17 protein-coding genes are annotated in these 18,488 nt (G+C 71.4%); 6 read left to right on the top strand and 11 right to left on the bottom strand.

Annotation, left to right across the window (positions count from 1 at the left end; translation table 11 throughout):
* Positions 1 to 8 precede the first annotated feature (8 nt).
* The gene (locus MKD51_RS09705) at positions 9 to 608 is read right to left on the bottom strand and encodes a GNAT family N-acetyltransferase (protein ID WP_240240101.1); all 600 of its coding nucleotides are present in this window, start codon (positions 606 to 608) and stop codon (positions 9 to 11) included.
* A 442-nt stretch (positions 609 to 1,050) separates the two neighbouring features.
* On the opposite strand from MKD51_RS09705, the gene MKD51_RS09700 reads away from it, so the two are divergent.
* The 3 genes from MKD51_RS09700 (at position 1,051) to MKD51_RS16345 (ending at position 4,205) form a co-directional block, all read left to right on the top strand.
* Complete coding sequence (locus tag MKD51_RS09700; RefSeq protein WP_240240100.1) at positions 1,051 to 2,169, top strand: crosslink repair DNA glycosylase YcaQ family protein; 1,119 nt, start codon at positions 1,051 to 1,053, stop codon at positions 2,167 to 2,169.
* Positions 2,170 to 2,235: 66 nt separating this feature from the next.
* Entirely contained in the window at positions 2,236 to 3,153 is a 918-nt protein-coding gene (locus tag MKD51_RS16350; protein WP_240240099.1) for a diacylglycerol kinase family protein, read from the top strand.
* Positions 3,150 to 4,205: a phosphatase domain-containing protein gene (locus tag MKD51_RS16345; protein WP_240240098.1), complete on the top strand. Its 1,056-nt coding sequence runs from the start codon at positions 3,150 to 3,152 to the stop codon at positions 4,203 to 4,205. The genes MKD51_RS16350 and MKD51_RS16345 overlap by 4 nt, the downstream gene beginning before the upstream one ends.
* A 29-nt stretch (positions 4,206 to 4,234) precedes the next feature.
* Here the strand turns inward: MKD51_RS16345 and MKD51_RS09685 are convergent, their stop codons facing one another.
* Together MKD51_RS09685 and MKD51_RS09680 are read right to left on the bottom strand one after the other, a co-directional pair.
* Complete coding sequence (locus MKD51_RS09685; protein WP_240240097.1) at positions 4,235 to 6,241, bottom strand: S9 family peptidase; 2,007 nt, start codon at positions 6,239 to 6,241, stop codon at positions 4,235 to 4,237.
* The gene (locus tag MKD51_RS09680) at positions 6,241 to 7,029 is read right to left on the bottom strand and encodes an SDR family oxidoreductase (protein ID WP_240240918.1); all 789 of its coding nucleotides are present in this window, start codon (positions 7,027 to 7,029) and stop codon (positions 6,241 to 6,243) included. The genes MKD51_RS09685 and MKD51_RS09680 overlap by 1 nt, the downstream gene beginning before the upstream one ends.
* A gap of 148 nt (positions 7,030 to 7,177) precedes the next feature.
* On the opposite strand from MKD51_RS09680, the gene MKD51_RS09675 reads away from it, so the two are divergent.
* The 3 genes from MKD51_RS09675 to MKD51_RS09665 are packed head-to-tail and all read left to right on the top strand — an operon-like array spanning position 7,178 to position 9,672.
* Complete coding sequence (locus tag MKD51_RS09675) at positions 7,178 to 7,636, top strand: NfeD family protein (RefSeq protein WP_240240096.1); 459 nt, start codon at positions 7,178 to 7,180, stop codon at positions 7,634 to 7,636.
* 15 nt (positions 7,637 to 7,651) lie between these two features.
* Entirely contained in the window at positions 7,652 to 8,932 is a 1,281-nt protein-coding gene (locus MKD51_RS09670; RefSeq protein WP_240240095.1) for an SPFH domain-containing protein, read from the top strand.
* Positions 8,929 to 9,672, top strand: coding sequence for a glycerophosphodiester phosphodiesterase family protein (locus tag MKD51_RS09665; protein ID WP_240240094.1), 744 nt, complete (start codon positions 8,929 to 8,931; stop codon positions 9,670 to 9,672). The genes MKD51_RS09670 and MKD51_RS09665 overlap by 4 nt, the downstream gene beginning before the upstream one ends.
* Positions 9,673 to 9,678: 6 nt before the next feature.
* Here the strand turns inward: MKD51_RS09665 and MKD51_RS09660 are convergent, their stop codons facing one another.
* From MKD51_RS09660 to MKD51_RS16340, 8 genes are all read right to left on the bottom strand, one after another.
* Positions 9,679 to 10,407, bottom strand: coding sequence for a glycosyltransferase (locus MKD51_RS09660; RefSeq protein ID WP_240240093.1), 729 nt, complete (start codon positions 10,405 to 10,407; stop codon positions 9,679 to 9,681).
* The gene (lnt, locus tag MKD51_RS09655) at positions 10,400 to 11,998 is read right to left on the bottom strand and encodes an apolipoprotein N-acyltransferase (RefSeq protein ID WP_240240092.1); all 1,599 of its coding nucleotides are present in this window, start codon (positions 11,996 to 11,998) and stop codon (positions 10,400 to 10,402) included. The genes MKD51_RS09660 and lnt overlap by 8 nt, the downstream gene beginning before the upstream one ends.
* A complete protein-coding gene (locus tag MKD51_RS09650) occupies positions 11,995 to 14,418 on the bottom strand; it encodes a DEAD/DEAH box helicase (protein ID WP_240240091.1) in 2,424 nt (807 codons plus the stop codon). Before MKD51_RS09650 ends, lnt begins: the two co-directional genes overlap by 4 nt.
* Before the next feature lie 13 nt (positions 14,419 to 14,431).
* Positions 14,432 to 15,172: a twin-arginine translocase subunit TatC gene (gene tatC / locus MKD51_RS09645; RefSeq protein ID WP_240240090.1), complete on the bottom strand. Its 741-nt coding sequence runs from the start codon at positions 15,170 to 15,172 to the stop codon at positions 14,432 to 14,434.
* Positions 15,173 to 15,214: 42 nt separating this feature from the next.
* Entirely contained in the window at positions 15,215 to 15,427 is a 213-nt protein-coding gene (gene tatA / locus MKD51_RS09640) for a twin-arginine translocase TatA/TatE family subunit (RefSeq protein WP_240240089.1), read from the bottom strand.
* 63 nt (positions 15,428 to 15,490) lie between these two features.
* Positions 15,491 to 16,444, bottom strand: a complete 954-nt coding sequence (locus MKD51_RS09635; RefSeq protein ID WP_240240088.1) for a WYL domain-containing protein — start codon at positions 16,442 to 16,444, stop codon at positions 15,491 to 15,493.
* Positions 16,441 to 17,487, bottom strand: coding sequence for a WYL domain-containing protein (locus MKD51_RS09630; protein ID WP_240240087.1), 1,047 nt, complete (start codon positions 17,485 to 17,487; stop codon positions 16,441 to 16,443). The genes MKD51_RS09635 and MKD51_RS09630 overlap by 4 nt, the downstream gene beginning before the upstream one ends.
* On the bottom strand, positions 17,487 to 18,467 hold the full coding sequence (locus MKD51_RS16340; RefSeq protein WP_240240086.1) for an FKBP-type peptidyl-prolyl cis-trans isomerase: 981 nt from the start codon (positions 18,465 to 18,467) through the stop codon (positions 17,487 to 17,489). The genes MKD51_RS09630 and MKD51_RS16340 overlap by 1 nt, the downstream gene beginning before the upstream one ends.
* Positions 18,468 to 18,488 lie beyond the last annotated feature (21 nt).

The raw sequence follows: 18,488 nt of genomic DNA, 5'->3' as shown, positions 1-18,488 counted from the left end.
AGGTGCCCTCACTCGACGTCGAGCCGCAGCACCTTCCTGCGCTTCGTGGGATGCGACACCTCGGTCAGCCCGGCAGCCTCGAAGGTCGGCACGGTGCCGACGTGCAGCTCCTCGTCGATCACTGACGCCGTCGTGATCGGGTAGGCCTCCACCGCGCGAGCACCGTGCTCGACCGCGAAGTCGACAGCGGCGACGGCGAGCGCGCGACTGATGCCCTGCTTCCTGTGCCCGGCGCGAACGAACAGGCAGGTGATCGCCCACACCGACGCATCCGCTCGATCCTCCTCGCGGCCCTTCCAGGGCACGGTGAACTCGCGCACGAGCCCCTGATGGTCGCTGCGCGGCGCGACCGCGACCCAGCCGACCGGCACATCGTCGAGGTAGGCCACGAGCCCGCTCGTGACGGATGCGACGGGGTCGCCCGCGGCGGTCTGGTCGACCAGGCGCATGGCGCGGTCCTCGATGGGCGTGCCCGCGAAGGTCTCGCCGCGGTCGAGCCGGTAGCGCTGGCACCTGCAGCGATGCCCGCCGCCGCGCCCGCCGAAGAGCGCGTCGAGGTCGTCGGGCTGCGCCTGGTTCGCCGGCAAGATGCGGAGCTCGTTCACCATGCGCTCGATCCTGTCGCATCCACCGCCGCGCTGCGCGATCGAGTGGCGCCCCCACGCATCGATTGGCGACTCCCCCGATCCATTGGCGCCTGCTGCGATCGAGTGGCGCCTCCTGCGGTCGATTGGCGCCTGCTGCTCGATTGAGGTGCTGGGCCGGTCCGGAAAGCCAGTGGGTGCCAGGAGGCGCCACTCGATTTCCGGAAAGCCAGTGGGTGCCAGGAGGCGCCACTCGATGCTGGGAAGCGCCACTCGATGCTGGGAGGCGCCACTCGATGCTGGGAGGCGCCACTCGATGCTGGGAGGCGCCACTCGATGCTGGGAGGCGCCACTCGATGCTGGGAGGCGCCACTCGATGCTGGGAGGCGCCACTCGACGCTGGGAGGCGCCACTCGATGCTGGGAGGCGTCGGCGGGGGCGGGGTGGCCGTCGCTAGGGTCGGGGCATGGCGGCGGTTCGGACGATCTCGATCGAGGAGGCACGGCGCATCGCCGTGCGCGCGCAGTGGCTGGATGCGTCGAGCCTCGAGCGCGAGGCGGATGACCTGCCGGAGGTGGTCGAGCAGCTCACGCTGCTGCCGCTCAACCCCACCGAGATCGTCGCGCCGTCGGCCGAGCAGATCGCGCACACGCGCATCCCTTCGCTCGCCTTCGACGACGTGCGTCGCGCCGTCGAGACCGAGCAGACGCTCTTCGAGCACCTCGGCCCGCACCGGCACCCGATGGAGGCATTCGCGATCGGGCTGCGGGCGATGACCGACCTGCCGTGGACGATCGCGATCGGGCGCGACCCCGAGTCGATCCACAGCAGCGCGCGCGAGTGGCTCGACGCCAACGGCGGCTTCCACGCGCGTGTGCTCATGCAGCTGCGCGAGGAGGGACCGCTCCCCCAGGCCGAGATCGACGATGCCGCCGACGTGCCCTACGCCTCGAGCGGCTGGAACACCGATCGCAACGTGGCGATGATGCTCGAGCTGCTGCAGATCCGCGGAGAGGTGGTGGTCGCCGAGCGGCACGGCACCGCACGGGTGTGGGATCTCGCAGCGCGCGTGCTGCCACCGGTGGAGCCGGCGCGCATCGACGACGCCTGGAGCACCTGGCGCCAGCGCTGGCTTCGCTCGAACGGCATCACCCGCCCGACCCACCTCGGCGACGAGGGCGAATCGGTGCGCGTGGAGGCGAGCGACGGCACGATGCTGCGCGGCGAGTGGCGGCTCGCACCCGACGCGACCGCAGAGGGCTTCGCGGGCCGCGTCGCGCTGCTCTCACCGCTCGACCGGCTGATCGCGGACCGCAAGCGGATGACGCAGCTGTGGGGCTTCGAGTACGCGCTCGAGCAGTACACGCCGGCGGCGAAGCGGCGGTGGGGCGCCTTCGCGCTGCCGATCCTCGACGGCGACCTGCTCGTCGGCAAGGTCGACGCGAAGTCCGATCGCGAGTCGGGCGCCCTGCTCGTGCACCGCATCCACTGGGACACCGAGCCCAGCCCGCGGCTGCGCGACGCCGTGCACGACGAGATCGCGCGGCTCGCCGCGTTCCTGTCGCTGCGCCCCGCGATGCCCTGACGCTTCGTGTGCCTTGGGGCGCCGGGGCTCAGCAGCGCCACCGCAGTGCGCGGATAGCCTGACGCCGTGCCATCCCTCGCCGTCATCGGCAACCCCACTGCGCGCGGCTTCGAGCGTGCCGTCGACGCCGTGCTGCGCGAGGCTGCCGCCGCGGGCGCCGACGCGCGCGTCATCCCCACGACGATCGCCGAGCCCGGCGGCCCGCAGGCACACGCTGCGCTCACGGCGGGCGCGGATGCGGTGGTCGCCATCGGCGGCGACGGCACCGTGCGGGAGATCTCGGCGGTGCTCGCCCACTCCCCTGTCCCGCTGGGCATCGTGCCCGCCGGCACGGCCAACCTGTTCGCCAGGAATCTCGACCTGCCGCTGCGCGACCACGCGGCTGCCGCCCGCGCCGCCGTCGGCGGCCTGGACGCATCCGTCGACCTCGGCCGCGTCACGCTGACGCGTGGCGATGGCGAGCACGAGGCCGAGCGGGTGTTCCTCGTGGTCACAGGAGTCGGCAACGACGCGCTCGCCGTCGAGGCGGCGTCGCTGCGCGACAAGCGCCGACTCGGCTGGGCCGCCTACATCGCCATCGGCGCGCGCCGCCTGACGAGCCCGAGCTTCGCCGTGCGCGGCCGCTTCGACGGCGGGCAGGTCGAGTCGACGCAGGCGTGGAGCGTGCTCGTGCACAACGCCGCCCGCATCCCCGCCGGCCTCCGGGTGCTGCCCGACACACGGCTCGACGACGGACTGCTGCACATCGCCTCCGTCAGCCCCCGCCGCCTGGCGCACTGGGGCCGCATCGCCGCCGCGGGTGCAGGCATCGCACGCGCGGAGGGCATCCTGCGGCACCGCACCGCGAGGCGCGTCACCCTCGGTCGGGTCGACGACCTGCTGCCAGTGCAGATCGACGGCGATGCGGTGGGTCGGGTCGCGCGGCTGGATGCCCGCATCGACCGGGGAGCGCTCAGGGTGCGGGTGCCAGGATCGAGCACGTGAAGGCAGCAGCGGCACTCGAACGACTCAGGGCGACGCCCGCCGGCCAGCTCGAATCCGTGCTCGGTCGGCTCGACCTGTCGCAGACGGTCGCTGCGATCGCCGGCAACGCCGTGAGCGGCCTCTTCCGCCGCGACGAGCGCCGTGACCTCGTGCGGCTGCTGTGCATCGAGCGCGCCGAGGAGCTCAGCCCCGCGATGCGTGCGAAGGTCATGCACGCGCTGCGCCGGCTGCCCGCTAGCCCGAGCGTCTCCGCCGGGCTGCGAGCGATGCTGCTCTCGCTCACGGGCGAGCCGTTCCGCGACATGAAGTACCTGCTGAACGCCAGCGGCGACCAGCACGACCTCGAGCACGTCGTCTACGAGCGGCTCTCCCCGGCCGACCGCGATGCCGTGCTCGCGCACATCGCGGCCGAGGCCGCATCCGCCGCCTCCGACGACCTGCGCATCCTGTGCGACATCGACGACACGCTCAAGGCGATGCTGCACGAGCGCCGCTACCCGCACGGCACCGTGTACCCCGGCGTCGTCGAGCTGCTGAACGCGCTCGACCAGGGGCATGCGGCCGAGCCATCGCGCCCGGGCGATCTCACCTTCGTGACCGCCCGCCCCGAGGGGCCGAAGGGGCTCATCGAGCAGTACACGCGCAACGGCCTCGCCGGCCTCGGCCTGCCTCCGCATGCGGTGCTGGGCGGCTCGGTGCTCAACCTCTTCACGAAGCAGTCGATCAAGGCGCGCAAGCTGCAGAACTTCGATCGCGAGCGCTCGCTCTTCCCGGAGTGCCGCTTCCTCTTCCTCGGCGACAGCGGCCAGGCCGACGCGCAGGTCGGCGCCGAGATGCTGCGGCGGGGGCCCGACTTCGTCGTCGCCGTGCTCATCCACGAGGTGGTGCCGGTGACCGGCGCGAAGCGCGCGAGCCTCGAGCAGGCCGGCATCCGCTTCCACTCCTCCTACGACGAGGCCGCCCGCATCGTGCACGAGCTCGGCCTGATCGACCGTGCGGGGCGGGATGCGGTGGTGCGAGCCGTCGACGAGATCAGCGGGATGATGACCTAGGCAGGAGCCCAGGTCACCATCCGCGCCGACTAGCGGTGGTTCTGCCGCGTCGGCAGGTGCTTCGCCCACCACGCGAGGATGTGCTCGAAGCGCTCGACCCGGTGGCGCGGCTGACCGGCGCGGGTCAGCTCGTGGTCCTCGCCCGGGAAGAGCAGCAGCGCGGTCTCCACACCGTTGCGCTTGAGCGCCGACCAGTAGCGCTGCGCCTGCTCCGGCGGGCAGCGCCAGTCCTGCTCGGAGTGCACGACGAGCGTCGGGGTCTGCACCTTGCCGACGTGCGCCATCGGCGACTGCGCTCGCACCGCATCCGCATCGTTGCCCGTGTACTCCTCGGAGAAGAACCAGCCGATGTCGCTCGTGCCGATGAAGGAGTCGGGGTCGAGGAAGCCGCGCTCGACCACGGCCGCGGTGAAGCGGTGGTCGTTCGCGATCGTCCAGGCCGTGAGATAGCCGCCGTAGGAGCCGCCCATGATGCCGAGCCGCGCGCGGTCGAGCTGCGGATGCGCGTCGAGGCTGGCATCGAGGAAGTCGAGCACGTCGTGCAGGTCGACGGTGCCCATCGCCTGCTTGATGGCCACGCCATGCTCGCGGCCGTAGCCCGCCGAGCCGCGCGGGTTGCACTGCACGACCGCGTAGCCCGCGTCGACCGCGACCTGCGCCTCGTCGAAGACACCGACGCCGTACTGCGCGAAGGGGCCGCCGTGGATGTTGAGCAGCACCGGGTGCGGCCCCTCGCCCTCCGGCACCCAGACCCAGCCGTGCACCGTCGCGCCGTCGCGGCCCGTGAACTCGTGCTCCGTGGGCTCGACGACGCCCGCCTCGGCGAGCTGCGCACCGAAGTCGGTGAGCACGGTGAGGCCACGATCGTCGAGCACCGCCACCTCGCCCATCGAGGTCGGCGTGCGCACGGTCGCGACCGTCACGCCATCGCCCACGCCGTGACCGATCACCTCGAGGTCGCCGCCGATGAGCTCCTTCGCGCCGCCCCCGGAGACGTGCACGAGGCGCACACGGCCGCGCCGGCGCTCCTGCACCAGCACGCCGTCCTCGACGATCGTTGCGTGGCTGCCGACCTCGCCCAGGTCGACCGACGCCGCATCGGTGACCTCCTCGGGGTGCGCACCTGGCTGCTCGAGCACGAACAGCTGCTCGTTGCGGGCGACGAAGTCGCGGCCCGACTCCCCCAGCTGGGCGGCGAGCAGCACGAAGCCGCCGTCGGGCGTCGGCTGCACCTCGCTGACGCTGAGCGCGGCGCGCGAGGACAGGATGGTGTGCGGCTCGCCCTCGGCGACCGTCGCATCGAACTCGACGATCGCCGTCAGCAGGTCGTCATCGCGGGTGTCGTGGCGCGCGGTCGTGCACAGCACGCGCTGGCCGTCGCTCGAGAAGGCGGGCGCCGCGTGGTCGAAGTCGCCGTGACTGAGGCGGATGGCCTCCGGGGCGTGGAGCGCGTCGTCCTTCGTGGTCTCGTCGTCGTGCGGATGCGCGGCACGCGCGTAGCGCGGCTCGGCGTCGAGATCGGGCAGCTCGGCCGAGAACAGGTGGGAGTGCCTGCCGATCAGGCTGCCGAGGCCGTTGGCGAGGTTGCGGTTGCGGGTGATGAGGCGGGGCGACTCCTGTGCAGCAGCGACGCCCTCCACCGAGCCGTAGCGACCGGGCTCGGCCACGATCGAGGTGAACGCGATGCGGTCGCCGGTCGGCGACACCGCGAACTCCAGGACGCCGCCCGCCTGCGCGGTGGCCTGCACGGGCTCGCCGCCGTCGACGCGCATCGCCCAGACCTGCGGCTTGTCTGCCGCATCGGGCCGCACGAACAGCACGGTCTCGCCATCGGGCGTGAGCTGCGGCGCCCGGTCGGAGGTGCCGCCCGTCAGGCGGCGCCTGCTGCCGTCCTGCAGCGAGACCTTCCAGAGCTGGCCGACATTGCGGTTTGCCCGCAGGTTCGGCCGCGTCGCGGCGACGATCGCCCATGCGTCGCTCGGGTGCACCGCGGGGCGCGACAGCGTGACGAGCTGCTCGATGTGCTCCGCGCGCATCAGGCCTTCAGCCCTTCCGCGGCGCCGAAGCCGGCGACGTCGCCAACCAGCCGCGTGTTGTCGTCGCCGACCGGTTCGACGGCCGCGAGGGCGACCTCCTGTGCGAACTCCTCGACGTTGTAGAGCTTGCCGGCATCCTCGCGGCGACTCGCGATCGCCCCGGGGTTGGCACGCTCGAGCAGCGTCGCCGTGATGGTGCCCTCGATCATGTCGCCGGAGACGACCACCAGCTCGAAGCCGCGCTCGGCGAGCGCCGGGATGCGCTCGCGCAGGGCGTCCTCGCCCGCGCGCTTCGAGCGGGCGACGGCCTCATACTCGGGCATCGTCGGGGTCGTGCGGATGAAGTGCGCCTGGTGGCTCGTGACGAACACGACGCGTGCACCGTCGTTCAGCACCGGCAGGGCGGCATCGAGCAGCGCCACCTGCGCGTCGCGGTTGAGGCGCATGGCGTAGTCCTCGCCCATGCCGCTCTCCATGCCGCCGGAGGCGTTCATCACGAGGATGTCGAGCCCACCGAAGCGCCCCTTCGCGGCGTCGAACATCGTCGCGACGCTCGCGGCGTCGGTGAGATCGGCCTGCACGGCGATCGCCTCGACGCCCTGCTGCTGCGCCGCAGCGACGACCTTCTCGGCACGCGGCGCCTTCGCGCGGTAGTTGACGACGACGTTCGCGCCCGCACCGGCCAGCAGGGCGACGGTCGCGGCGCCGATGCCGCGGCTCGAGCCGGTGACGAGGGCGGTGCGGCCGGTCAGGGATCCGGGCTCGAGGGATGGTGCGGCGTTCGTCAGGGGGTTCGGCTCAGGGTTCGACGCTGGGTTCGACACAGGGGGCTCCTTCGTTCCCGACGACACTACTGCGCGTGCGATGCGCGCCAGGTGCGAGCCGGATGTGGCGCGTCACGGCCCGGCCACAGCATCCGCTCCATATGCTGGGTCCGTGGATCTCGTCCAATATGCCTGGATCGCGTGGCTCGTCGTAGCGCTCGTGTGCTTCATCATCGAGATGGTGACGCTCGAGTTCACGTTCCTGATGATCGGGCTCGCCTCGGTCGTCGGCCTCGTCTCCAGCATCACCGGCCTGCCCTGGTGGGCGCAGATCCTGATCGCCGCGGCGGCAGCGCTGCTGCTGCTGTTCCTCGTACGGCCGAAGCTGCTGCATCGGCTGCATTCGTCCGGCGAGGTCAACAAGCAGGGCATCGAGGCGCTGCTGGGCATGGCCGGAGAGGTGACCCGCTCGTTCCAGCGCGGCGCCGGCGAGGTCACGCTCTCCAACGGCGATGTCTGGACGGCACGCCTCTCCCCCGCGGTCCAGCCCCGTGATCCCGACGTCGGCGAGCGCATCGTCGTCACCGCCATCGAAGGGGCGACGGCCATCGTCGTCCCCGCTCAGCGATAACTCAAGGAGCCCCTTATGCCGATCGACGGAGGATTCATCCTCGGAGCCTTCCTGCTCATCGTCGTGATCCTGGTCATCCTGTTCGTGCTCGTCACGCTCTTCAGGTCGATCCGGATCATCAAGCAGGGATTCACCGGTGTAGCCGAGCGACTCGGGCGATTCCACAAGGTGCTGCAGCCCGGACTCAACTTCCTCGTGCCGTTCATCGATCGGGTCGCGTACCACGTCGACATGCGCGAGCAGGTGCGATCCTTCCCGCCGCAGCCGGTCATCACCGAGGACAACCTGGTGGTCTCGATCGACACGGTCGTCTACTTCCAGGTCACCGACGCACGCGCCGCGACCTACGAGATCGCCGACTACCTCTCGGCCGTCGAGCAGCTCACCACCACGACGCTCCGCAACGTGGTCGGCGGCATGAACCTCGAAGAGGCGCTCACCAGCCGCGACACGATCAACGGGCAGCTGCGCAACGTGCTCGACCAGGCGACCGGCAAGTGGGGCCTGCGCGTCGGCCGCGTCGAGCTGAAGGCGATCGACCCGCCCCACTCCATCCAGGACTCGATGGAGAAGCAGATGCGCGCAGAGCGTGACCGCCGCGCCGCGATCCTGACGGCGGAGGGCTCGAAGCAGTCGCAGATCCTCGAGGCCGAGGGTCTGCGCCAGTCCGAGATCCTCCGAGCAGAGGGTCAGGCGAAGGCCCAGGTGCTCCGCGCAAAGGGTGACGCCGAGGCTCAGGTGCTGCTCTCCAAGGGTGAGTCGGAGGCCATCGAGCGCGTGTTCGCCGCCATCCACGCGGGTGACGCCGACAACAAGCTGCTGGCCTACCAGTACCTGCAGACGCTGCCGAAGCTCGCCGAGGGCGACTCCAACAAGCTCTGGATCATCCCGTCGGAGCTCACCGACGCCCTGCAGCAGGTCGGCAAGGGCTTCTTCGAGGGCAAGGCAGAGGTGCCCTTCCAGAAGCCCGCTGGCAAGCACGGTACCGACAAGGCCGAGCCGTCGATCCTCGACGAGACCTTCCAGGCCGACTCGGTCTCCGACGTCGAGGTTCCCACGATCGCCGAGACCCTGCAGGCCAGCGGCATCGACCCGAAGGACGCGGGGCGCACCGACACGGTCTCCTCGTCGACATCGTTGGCCGATGAGACTCCCAGCGCCGCCTACGACGAAGCGCTCGAGACCGTGCGCGAGGTCAGGGCCGACGCACCGCGGGTCACGATCGACCCCAACCAGGTCGACATTCCCCCGGTCGAGCCGAATCAGTCCGACGAAGGCCGGCCCCCGCAGGCGTGAGCTCCTTCCTCACCCCGGCCGCACCTCGGGTGCTCGCGCATCGCGGGCTCTCGATCGGTGCGCCCGAGAACACGATGATGGCGTTCATCGCCGCGGTCGACGTGGGGGCGACGTTCCTCGAGACGGACGCCCACGCGACGGCCGACGGCGTCGCCGTGCTCGCGCACGACCCCGGGCTCGACCGGGTCGCGGGCCGCGACGTCGTCATCGAGCAGACGCTCTGGAAGGATCTCGCCGAGATCGACCTGGGGCAGGGCGAGCGCGTGCCCGGGCTCAGGGAGGCGCTGCTGGCGCTCCCCGACGCGAAGTGGAACATCGACCTGAAGTCGGATGCGTCGGTGGTGCCGACGGTGCGCGCGGTGGTCGAGGCCAAGGCCGTCGACCGCGTGCTGCTGACCTCGTTCTCGGAGCGCCGGCGGCGACAGGCCGAGCGGCTCCTGCCTGAGGTCGCCACGAGCGCCTCGCAGGCGATCGTGCTGCGGGCGCTCGCGGCGCAGCGGCTCGGGCTGCGCGGTCAGCTCGCGCGGATCCTGGCGCCCGTCGTCGCGCTGCAGGTGCCGCGACGGGCGAAGGGGATCGAGATCATCAGCGAGCGCAGCGTCGCGGCCTTCCAACGTGCCGGCGTCGAGGTGCACGTGTGGACGATCAACGATCCTGCCGAGATGAGCGAGCTGCTCGCGATGGGCGTCGACGGCATCGTCACCGACCGCTGCGATCTGGCGCTGCCGCTGATCGCCTGATCCGGGTCAGCGCGGGGGCTTCGGCAGCGCGCGCACGCCTGAGAGCGCCCACTTCGTGACGGCACCGAGCGTGCCGAGCTCCTCCAGCACCCGCATCTTCGAGCTGCCGACAGCACGCTCGATGAAGCCGATCGGCACCTCGGCGATCGTGCCGCCCGCCTGGGCGACGCGCACGGCCATGGCGATCTGGAAGGCATAGGCGTCGACCTGGATGGCGTCGAGCTCGACGGATTCGAGGATGCGCGTGCGGTAGACGCGCAGGCTGCTCGTGAGGTCCTTCACACCGGTCGAGAGCACCGCTCGGGCGTAGGCGTTGCCGATCTGCGCCGCCCAGCGCCTGCGCGCGCCCATGTTGCGCACGTCGCTGCCCTCGACGAAGCGAGAGCCGATCACCAGGTCGACCCCCGACTGCGAGACGGCCAGCAGCTCTGGCAGGCCGTCGGCGTCGTAGGAGCCGTCTGCATCGGTGACGACCACCCGCGTCGCTCCCCGCGAGATCGCGAAGCGCATGCCCTCGATGACCGCTGAGCGGTAGCCGCGCTCGCTGCGGTGGATGACGAGCGTGCCGGCATCGGCCTTCGCGAGCCGATCCGCGAGCTCCCCGGTGCCATCGGGGCTGCCGTCGTCGATGATCACGAGCTCGGCGTGCGGCACCGACTGCCGCAGCCGCCCGACCGTGCGCTCAAGACCCTCGATCTCGTTGTAGGTCGGCACGACGATCATGACGTCAGGCATCCGCTCTCCTCCGCTGCAGTGCGGTGGCGGCTCCGAGGCCGGCCAGCGCGAGAGCACTGCCGATGCACAGCGCCCAATCGATCCATGCTCCCAGACGGATGCCGGGTGTGACGGTCGTCGACAGCGGCAGCGCTTCGAGCATCGCTCCAGGAGCGTACTGCGGCAGGCGGTCGAGCATGGTGCCGTCGGGCGAGATCATGGCGCTCGTGCCCACCGTGGAGATGTTGACGACCGCACGGCCCGCCTCGACCGCGCGCAGCTGCGCGATGGCGAGCTGCTGCACGTTCTCGGCCGAGCCCTCGCCGAAGTCGGCGTTGTTCGTGGGCGCCAGGATGATCTCGGCACCGTGCTCGAGCACCATCTCACGCGCCTGGTAGTCATCGATGATGTCGAAGCAGATCGCGACACCGGCGATCGTGCCGGCCACGTCGAAGGCGTTGTCGCTCGTCGGGTCGATGGAGAAGTCGCGCGGGATGAGCTCGAGGAAGCCGAGCGCGTCGAGGATGGGTGCGAAGAACTCGCGCTGCGGCAGGTACTCGGCGAAGGGCACGGGGTGCCGCTTGCGATACTCGGCGACGGCGCCCTCGCCCGGCTCGATCTGCAGCAGCGAGTTGTAGGTGTCGTCGCCCTCGCGGGTGACGGTGCCGACGATGAGCGGCGCGTCGAACTCGGTCGCCACGCGGTCGAGTGCCGCCATCGTGGCGGCAGTCTCGTCGGCGTAGAACTCTGCGGCGTTCTCGGGCCACACGAGCAGGTCGAGCTCCTCGCCCGAGAGCTCGCGCGTCGCGTCGACGTGCTGCTGCAGGATCTCCCCCGGCGTGTAGGGCGCGAGCAGGCCAGCCTCGCTGTCGCCCTGCACGGCGCCCACGCGCAGGCTCCCGGTCTGCGCGACCGGGAACGCCGGGATCGCGACGAGCACGATGAGCGCGACCGCTCCGATCGTGAGCCGGCGGCGCAGCATGGTGCGGTGGTGCAGCACCAGCTGCACCACGAGCGCGGCGGCTGCGGCGAGCAGGAAGGTCAGCCCCGTGAGGCCGACCCAGCTGGTGGTGTCTGCGAGCGGGCTGGATGCTTGCGAGTGCGCGAGCCTGCCCCAGGCGAAGCCGCCCCACGGCACCGTCGATGCGAGCGACTCGCGCAGCGTCCAGAGCCCGGCGAGCAGCAGCGGCACGGCGAGGAAGGAGCCGACGGCTCCCGGCAGCCGTGCCTCCCCCCAGCGCCAGGCGAGCGCCAGCAGCATGCCGCCGAGCCCCCACCAGACGGCCATCCACGCGGTGAGCGCGACGAGCGGCACGGGGCCGAGGTAGACGGTGATCCACTGGATGTGGAGCAGGAAGAAGAGGAAGCCGGTGACGAAGCCGAGCCCGAATGCGGTGCCGAGCCGCCGCCCGCGCAGCGAGAGCAGCGAGAGCGCGACAGCGGGCACGATGAGCGGCCACCAGTCGAATGGCTGGAACGCGAACGGCATGATCGCGCCGCCCGCGATCGCGGCCGCCCACGCGAAGGCGGTGGGCAGCGGCTGCCCCGCCCGCGTGCGCGTCGCACGCGGCCGGACGCCCGCTCCGCTGAGCGGGTTGCTGCGGACGCTCACTGCGCGGACCCCGATGCTTCCACGACACCGCGACGGATGCGCTCCACCGCGTCGCGAGCCGTGCGGGAGAGTCGCTTGGGCGCCACGTGCTCGATCTGCTCGAGCACGTCGATCGTCTGCTTCGTCCAGCGCACGAAGTCGCCAGCCGCCAGGTCGGTGTCGCGCAGCACGCCGTCGAGCGGGTAGCCGCGCGCCCAGCGGTGCATCGCGAGCGTGAGGCCGGTCTGCAGCGGCTCGGAGCCGGGCAGGCGGTGCTCCTGCTCGAGGTCGTCGAGCTGAGCCCACAGCGTCTGCGTCGCTGCCAGGGCATCCAGGAACGCGCCCTTCGGCAGCATCCGCTCGGGCAGCATGCCGTCGTCGCGCCTGCCCTCGAACACGAGCGCGCACGCAAGCGCGGCGAGCGCCGGCGCGTCGAGCCCGTTCCACAGCCCCTGGCGGATGCTCTCCGCGACCAGCAGGTCGCGCTCGCCGTAGATGCGGCGCAGCACCTCACCGGCAGGCGAGATGCGCGCGCCGCCCTCGGCATCCTCGACGTAGTCGAGCCTGCGCAGGATCTCGGTGATGCGATCGAAGCGCTCCGCGATCTCGCCCGTGCGGCGTGAGATCTGCCGCTCGGCCTTCTCGACGTCGCGGTGCAGGCGCCAGTAGCGCTCGCCCCAGCGGGCGTGCGAGTCGCGCTCGGGGCAGGCGTGGCAGGGGTGCTGCTTCATCCGGCCGCGCAGGGACTTCAGCTGCTTCTGGATGCGGTCGTGCTCACTGTGGCTGAGCTGCTGCCGCTGCGCGTCGCGCTCCAGGTCGCTCAGCTCGCGACGCAGCTGCGCGTACTGCGTGAAGTCGCCCAGATGGCACGACATCGACTCCTGGTAGGCCGCGAGGCTCTCGCGCTGGTCGACGACGCGGCGAGCGAGCTGCACGACCGAGCGATCGGCCTGGAACTGTGCGAACGAGGTCTCGAGCACCTCGCGGGTGCCGGGCACGCCCAGCCGGTCGATGAGGTTCACCGCCATGTTGTAGGTCGGCTTGAAGCTCGAGTGCAGCGGGTAGGTGCGCCGGGAGGCGAGCGAGGCGACCTCCACCGGCTGCAGCTTGCCGTTCCAGATGACGACCGCGTGGCCCTCGGTGTCGATGCCGCGACGGCCCGCGCGGCCGGTGAGCTGCGTGTACTCCCCCGGCGTGATGCGCACCCGCGCCTCGCCGTTGAACTTCTCGAGCTGCTCGAGCACGACGGTGCGCGCGGGCATGTTGATGCCGAGCGCGAGCGTCTCGGTGGCGAAGACGACCTTCAGCAGCCGGGCGCGGAAGAGCTCCTCGACGACCTCCTTGAAGACCGGCAGCAGCCCGGCGTGGTGGGCGGCGACGCCGCGCTCAAGGGCGTCGATCCAGTCGAAGTAGCCCAGCACCCCGAGGTCGGCGTCGTCGAGCAGCCGCGTGCGCTCGTCGACGATCGAGCGGATCTCGGCACGGTCCTCCGGCGTGGTGAGCCGCACCCCGCCGTCGACGACCTGCCGCACCGCCGCGTCGCATCCGGCCCTCGAGAAGATGAAGTCGATCGCCGGCAGCATCTCGCGCTGGTCGAGCTGCGCGATGAGCTCGACGCGGTCGACCCGCGAGGGGCCGCCGGAGCGCCAGGGCTGGAAGTCGCGCGAGCGGCCCTTGTTGGGGGCGCTGCGGGAGCGGTGACGGTTGTGGCCGCCCCGATCGCGGTGACCGCGGGCGGCGGATGCCTCGATGTCGGTGCCGCGCGCGAGCTCCTGCAGCTCCTTGCTGGGGCGGTGCGTGGCCTCCCCCGCCTTCGAGTCGAAGAGCTCGACCAGCCGGCCCTTGATGTGCACGTGCGCGTCGAGCGGCACCGGGCGGTGCTCCGAGACGATCACGCGCGTGTCGCCGCGCACCGCATCGAGCCAGGCGCCGAACTCCTCGGCGTTCGAGACCGTGGCAGAGAGCGAGACCATCCGCACGTGCCGCGGCAGGTGGATGATGACCTCCTCCCACACCGCCCCGCGGAACCGGTCTGCGAGGTAGTGCACCTCATCCATCACCACGTACTCGAGCTGTGAGAGGTCACGGCCCTCGTAGAGCATGTTGCGCAGCACCTCGGTGGTCATCACGACGATGCGGGCATCGCCGTTGATGGAGGTGTCGCCGGTGAGGAGACCGACGGATGCGCTGCCGTAGACCTCGGTGAGCTCGCGGTGCTTCTGGTTCGAGAGGGCCTTCATGGGCGTCGTGTAGAAGACGCGGCCGGTGGGGGCCTCCATCGTGAGGTGGATGGCGAACTCGGCGACGACGGTCTTGCCCGCGCCCGTCGGCGCCGCGACGAGCAGGCTCGAGCCGTCCTCGATGGCCTCGCAGGCCTCCCGCTGGAACGGGTCGAGGCCGAACGGCTGCGCGGCGGCGAAGGCTTCGGTGGCGATGCTCATCTGCGGACCATCGTCATGCGTCAACCTTGGCAGACTCTCGCTTCGCGCGGCGGCGATCGACGAGCAGTGCGATGCCGGCGGCAGCGAAGTAGAGCACCACCATCGGCACCGAGATGATGAACATGCTCCAGACGTCGCCGGCTGGCGTGACGAAGGCACCGAAGAGTGTGGCCGTCAGCACAGCCCAGCGCCACGCGCCGAGGATCGCCCTGCCGGTCACGACGCTCGCGAGGTTCAGGAACACCACCACGACGGGCAGCGTGTATGCGACGCCGGCTGCGAAGACGAGCTTGAGGGAGAAGTCCCAGTAGTCGGTCGCGCCCAGGAATGCGGTGAAGCCGTCGGGCGTGAAGCCGACGAAGAGACGGATGATGCGCGGCAGCACGAACCAGCCGGTCGCGCAGCCGGCGATGAACAGCGGCACGGCGGCGGCGATGAAGCCGAACACGTAGCGACGCTCGATGGTGCGCAGCGCCGGCACGATGAAGGCGAGCAGCTGCCAGATCCAGATCGGGCTCGAGATGATGAGCCCGAGCAGGAAGCCGATGCGCATCTGCACGTCGAAGGCCTGCGTGACGTTCGTGATGTTGAGCTCGACGTCGAGCCCGGAGGCCTGCAGCTCGTCGAGCGGCGCGCTCAGCAGCCGCAGCAGCGGCGCGGCGAGGAAGAAGCCGCCGATCGCAGCCAGGACGATCGCCGCGCCAGAGATGTAGAAGCGGCGCTTGAACTCGCGCAGGTGCGCGGCGAGCTTCATCCGGCCATGCGTGTCAGCCGTGCGCCCCTTGCGGGCCATCGACTACTTCCGGTCGGTGCTGGAAGCCGGGTCGTCGGTGCCCTTGGCGGTCGCCTCGTCACCGGAGCCGTCGCCCTTGACTTCCTTCTTCAGGATGTTGACCGACTGCCCCAGGCTCCGGGCAAGTGCGGGCAGCTTCGTGGCGCCGAAGATGAGCACGACGATGATGAGGATGATCCACCAATGCGATGCCGCATTGCCAAAGAATCCACCCATGATCGCCCTTCGCCCTGTGTCGGTCGTGACCTAGCCTACCGCGCCCGCGACCGGGCGAGGTCGTCACGCCTCGCGGGAGGGCTCACCATCGTGCTCGGCATCGCCGAGCGCCTCGATCGCGAAGCGGTGCATCGCGCGGCGCAGGCTCGCGGGCGCCACGATCTCGGCGTCGCCACCGCAGGCCGCGACCGCGCGCAGCACGCTGGCCTCGCTCCACACCTCGATGTCGAGCCGCACCCGCTCGCCGTCCACCGACACGGGGTCGGAGGTGGCGTAGTCGGCCAGCATCGCTGCTGCCGCGCGGGTCGCGACGACCTGCGCGGTGCCGGCGACCGTGCGCTCGTGCGCCGGGAGCGCATCCGGCCAGGCATCCTGCGTCGGCTCGATCGCCTCGATGCGGTCGAGGCGGAAGGTGCGCATGCCGCGCTTGTCGAGGTCGGCGGCCTCGACGAAGACCTGGCCCTCGTGCAGGTCGAGCTTCACCGGCGCCACCCGCCGACGCTGGGAGCCTTCGTCGGGCTTGCGGTAGTCGAGCGCGAGCACGCAGCGGTCACGGATCGCATCGCGGATGATCTGGGCCGTGCGCGGCACGTCGAGCGCGTCGACGGCGACCGTGTCAGCCCCCTGCGATGCCGCCCTGCGCAGCTTCTCGCGCAGCGCCGCGACGCGCTCCGGGCCCGCGTCCGTGTAGCCGGCGACGAGCGTGAGGCCCGCGATGAGCGCGCTCGCCTCGCGGGGCGAGAGGCGCACCGTCTCGTCCTCGAAGGCCGGGCGCATCGTCACGGCGATGACGTCCTGCTGCTCGAAGGCGTCGAAGTCGATGTCGAAGCGGATGAAGTCGCCGGCGCCGTCGGGCACACCGGCCATGAACACGCGCGAGACGGCCTCGCGGATGCGCTCCTCGGGCACGCCGAAGTGAGCGGCGGCCTCCTGCACCGTGACGGAGCCGGATGCGGTGACGTACTGGATGAGGGAGAGCAGCAGGCCGATGCCCCGCTCGACGCGGCTGGCGCTCACGTGGCACTCCCCTCGGTGTCGTCGGCGTGCGCGTCGCGGATGCGCTCGAGGCGCTGGCGCACGAGCTCGCGCTGCTGGGCGGGCCAGGCGACGGCGATGTCGGCGCCGAAGCCCGAGAGCTCGTCCGCGATCAGGTGGCGGTCGGCGTGGTGGATCACCAGCAGGCCGTCCTCCTCGGTGGTGTCGCGCCGATGCCGCAGCCGGATGTCGGCGTCGCTGCCGGGCACCGCGTGCACGCCGACCGAGGCGGACGCCCAGATCTCCTCGAGCTTGGCGAGCGCCGCGGCCGCAGCGTCGGCCGGCACCTCGAAGGGCTGACGCGGTGCGCGATCCTTCACGGGTGAGGTGATGCGCTGCATGAGGAAGGTGCGGGCGTCCTCGGCTCCGAGGTCGTGGCCGACGAGCATCCAGCGGCTGCGGAACAGCACGGTGGCCCATGGCTGCACGGAGCGGCTGCGCGGCGTGCGCTCGCCGGGCTTGAGGTAGTCGAAGACCACCTCTCTGCGGCGATCGGCGGCACGCTTGAGGGCCTGGAACGCACTCTCGCGCGAACGCTGGCGCGGCTGCACGATGGATGCGGTCGCGGGTTCGGTGCCGGCGGCCGGGTCGGTGGTGCGGCCCGGCGTGCGCTCGAGGGGCAGGCCGCCGCGGAACTCGGGGTCGGCGCGCAGCTTGAGCGCCGCGCGCTGCGACTCCTCCGTCAGCCCGCCCTCGTGCCAGACGCGCAGCGCGAGGTCGAGCAGGTCACGCTCCTCGGCGTCGAACTGCAGCTCTGCGGGGTCGCCGAGCACGCCGTCCAGCACGCGGTAGCGCGCCTCCTGATTGCTCTCGTCGCCCGGGGGCTGCACGACGTCGATCACGATGCCGTGCTCCCGCAGCGCATCCTTGTCGCGCTCGAACATCCGCTCGAGGGCATCGCCGGTCGGCTGCCCCTGGTAGCCGGCGACTCGAGCGAAGAGCTCCTGCTTCGTGAAGCCGACGCTCGTGTCCACAAGCGCGAGCAGCAGCGAGAACTGGCGCTCCTCGGCCTCGACCCTGCTCATCAGCCTGCGGCGGGCTCGAGCCGGTCGAGGATGTCGATCACGAAGAGGAGGTGCTCGCCCTCCCCGATCGACTCTGGGCGGGTGGCGGGGTCGTTGTAGCCGAGCTCCTGCGGGATGGAGACCACCACCTGGCTGCCGATGGGCTGACCGACGACCGCGTCGACGAAGCCGGGGATCAGGCTGGCGTCGTCGATCGTCATGGGCGTCGGAGCGCCGCGCTCCCAGGAGGAGTCGAACACCTCCTGGGTCTCCCAGACGATGCCGGTGTAGTGCACCAGCACGTTGTCGCCCTCTGCGACCGGCTCGCCGGTGCCCTCGATGCTCTGCATGACCGTGAGCTCCTCGGGCGCGGGGCTGCCGGGGAACGTCACGCCCGGCGTGCCGTCGGTCGCGAGCGTGACGGCGGGCATGCCCTGCTGGCCGGGGCGAGCGTTGCCCTCGGCGCGGCCGGGGTGCACGTCGGAGACCTCGAGCACGACGACCGCGGTGTCGGCGGGCGTGATGTCCATCTCGGGCGACGTGGCGGATGGGCCGAAGAGCGCCTCCACGGTGGTGGTGAGCACGACGCTCGAGCCGGGGGCTGCGCAGGCGACGGCCTGGCTGAGCGCGGTCTCACCGCCGGCGGCGAGGCGCAGCGGCTCAGCCGCGGGTGCCTCGGAGCCGGGCGTCGGGTAGGAGCTGGTGATGAGGTCGCCGGTCTTGCCGGAGTAGACGACGTAGTCGGCATCGACCACCTGGCCCTGGCTCACGCGCTCGCCCTCGCCGCCCTGGTGCGCGACCTGGTCGCCCTCGGAGACGAGCGGGATCTGGAACTCGACCGACGGGGCGGCGTCGCCCTGCTCGACGGTCACCTGGCCGGCGGCCGCGCCGGTGGGCAGCGTCGGCGTGCAGCCGTCGAGGCTGCCTGCGGGTGCTCCGCATGCGGTGAGGCCGGCTGCGGCGATGAGCAGCGCGGCGATCGAGAGGGGGCGTGTGCGCACAGCGATGCCTTTCGGGGTCGG

The sequence above is a fragment of the Agrococcus sp. ARC_14 genome (genome assembly GCF_022436485.1).
GTDB lineage: Bacteria > Actinomycetota > Actinomycetes > Actinomycetales > Microbacteriaceae > Agrococcus.
This window is presented reverse-complemented; position numbering and strand designations above follow the sequence as displayed.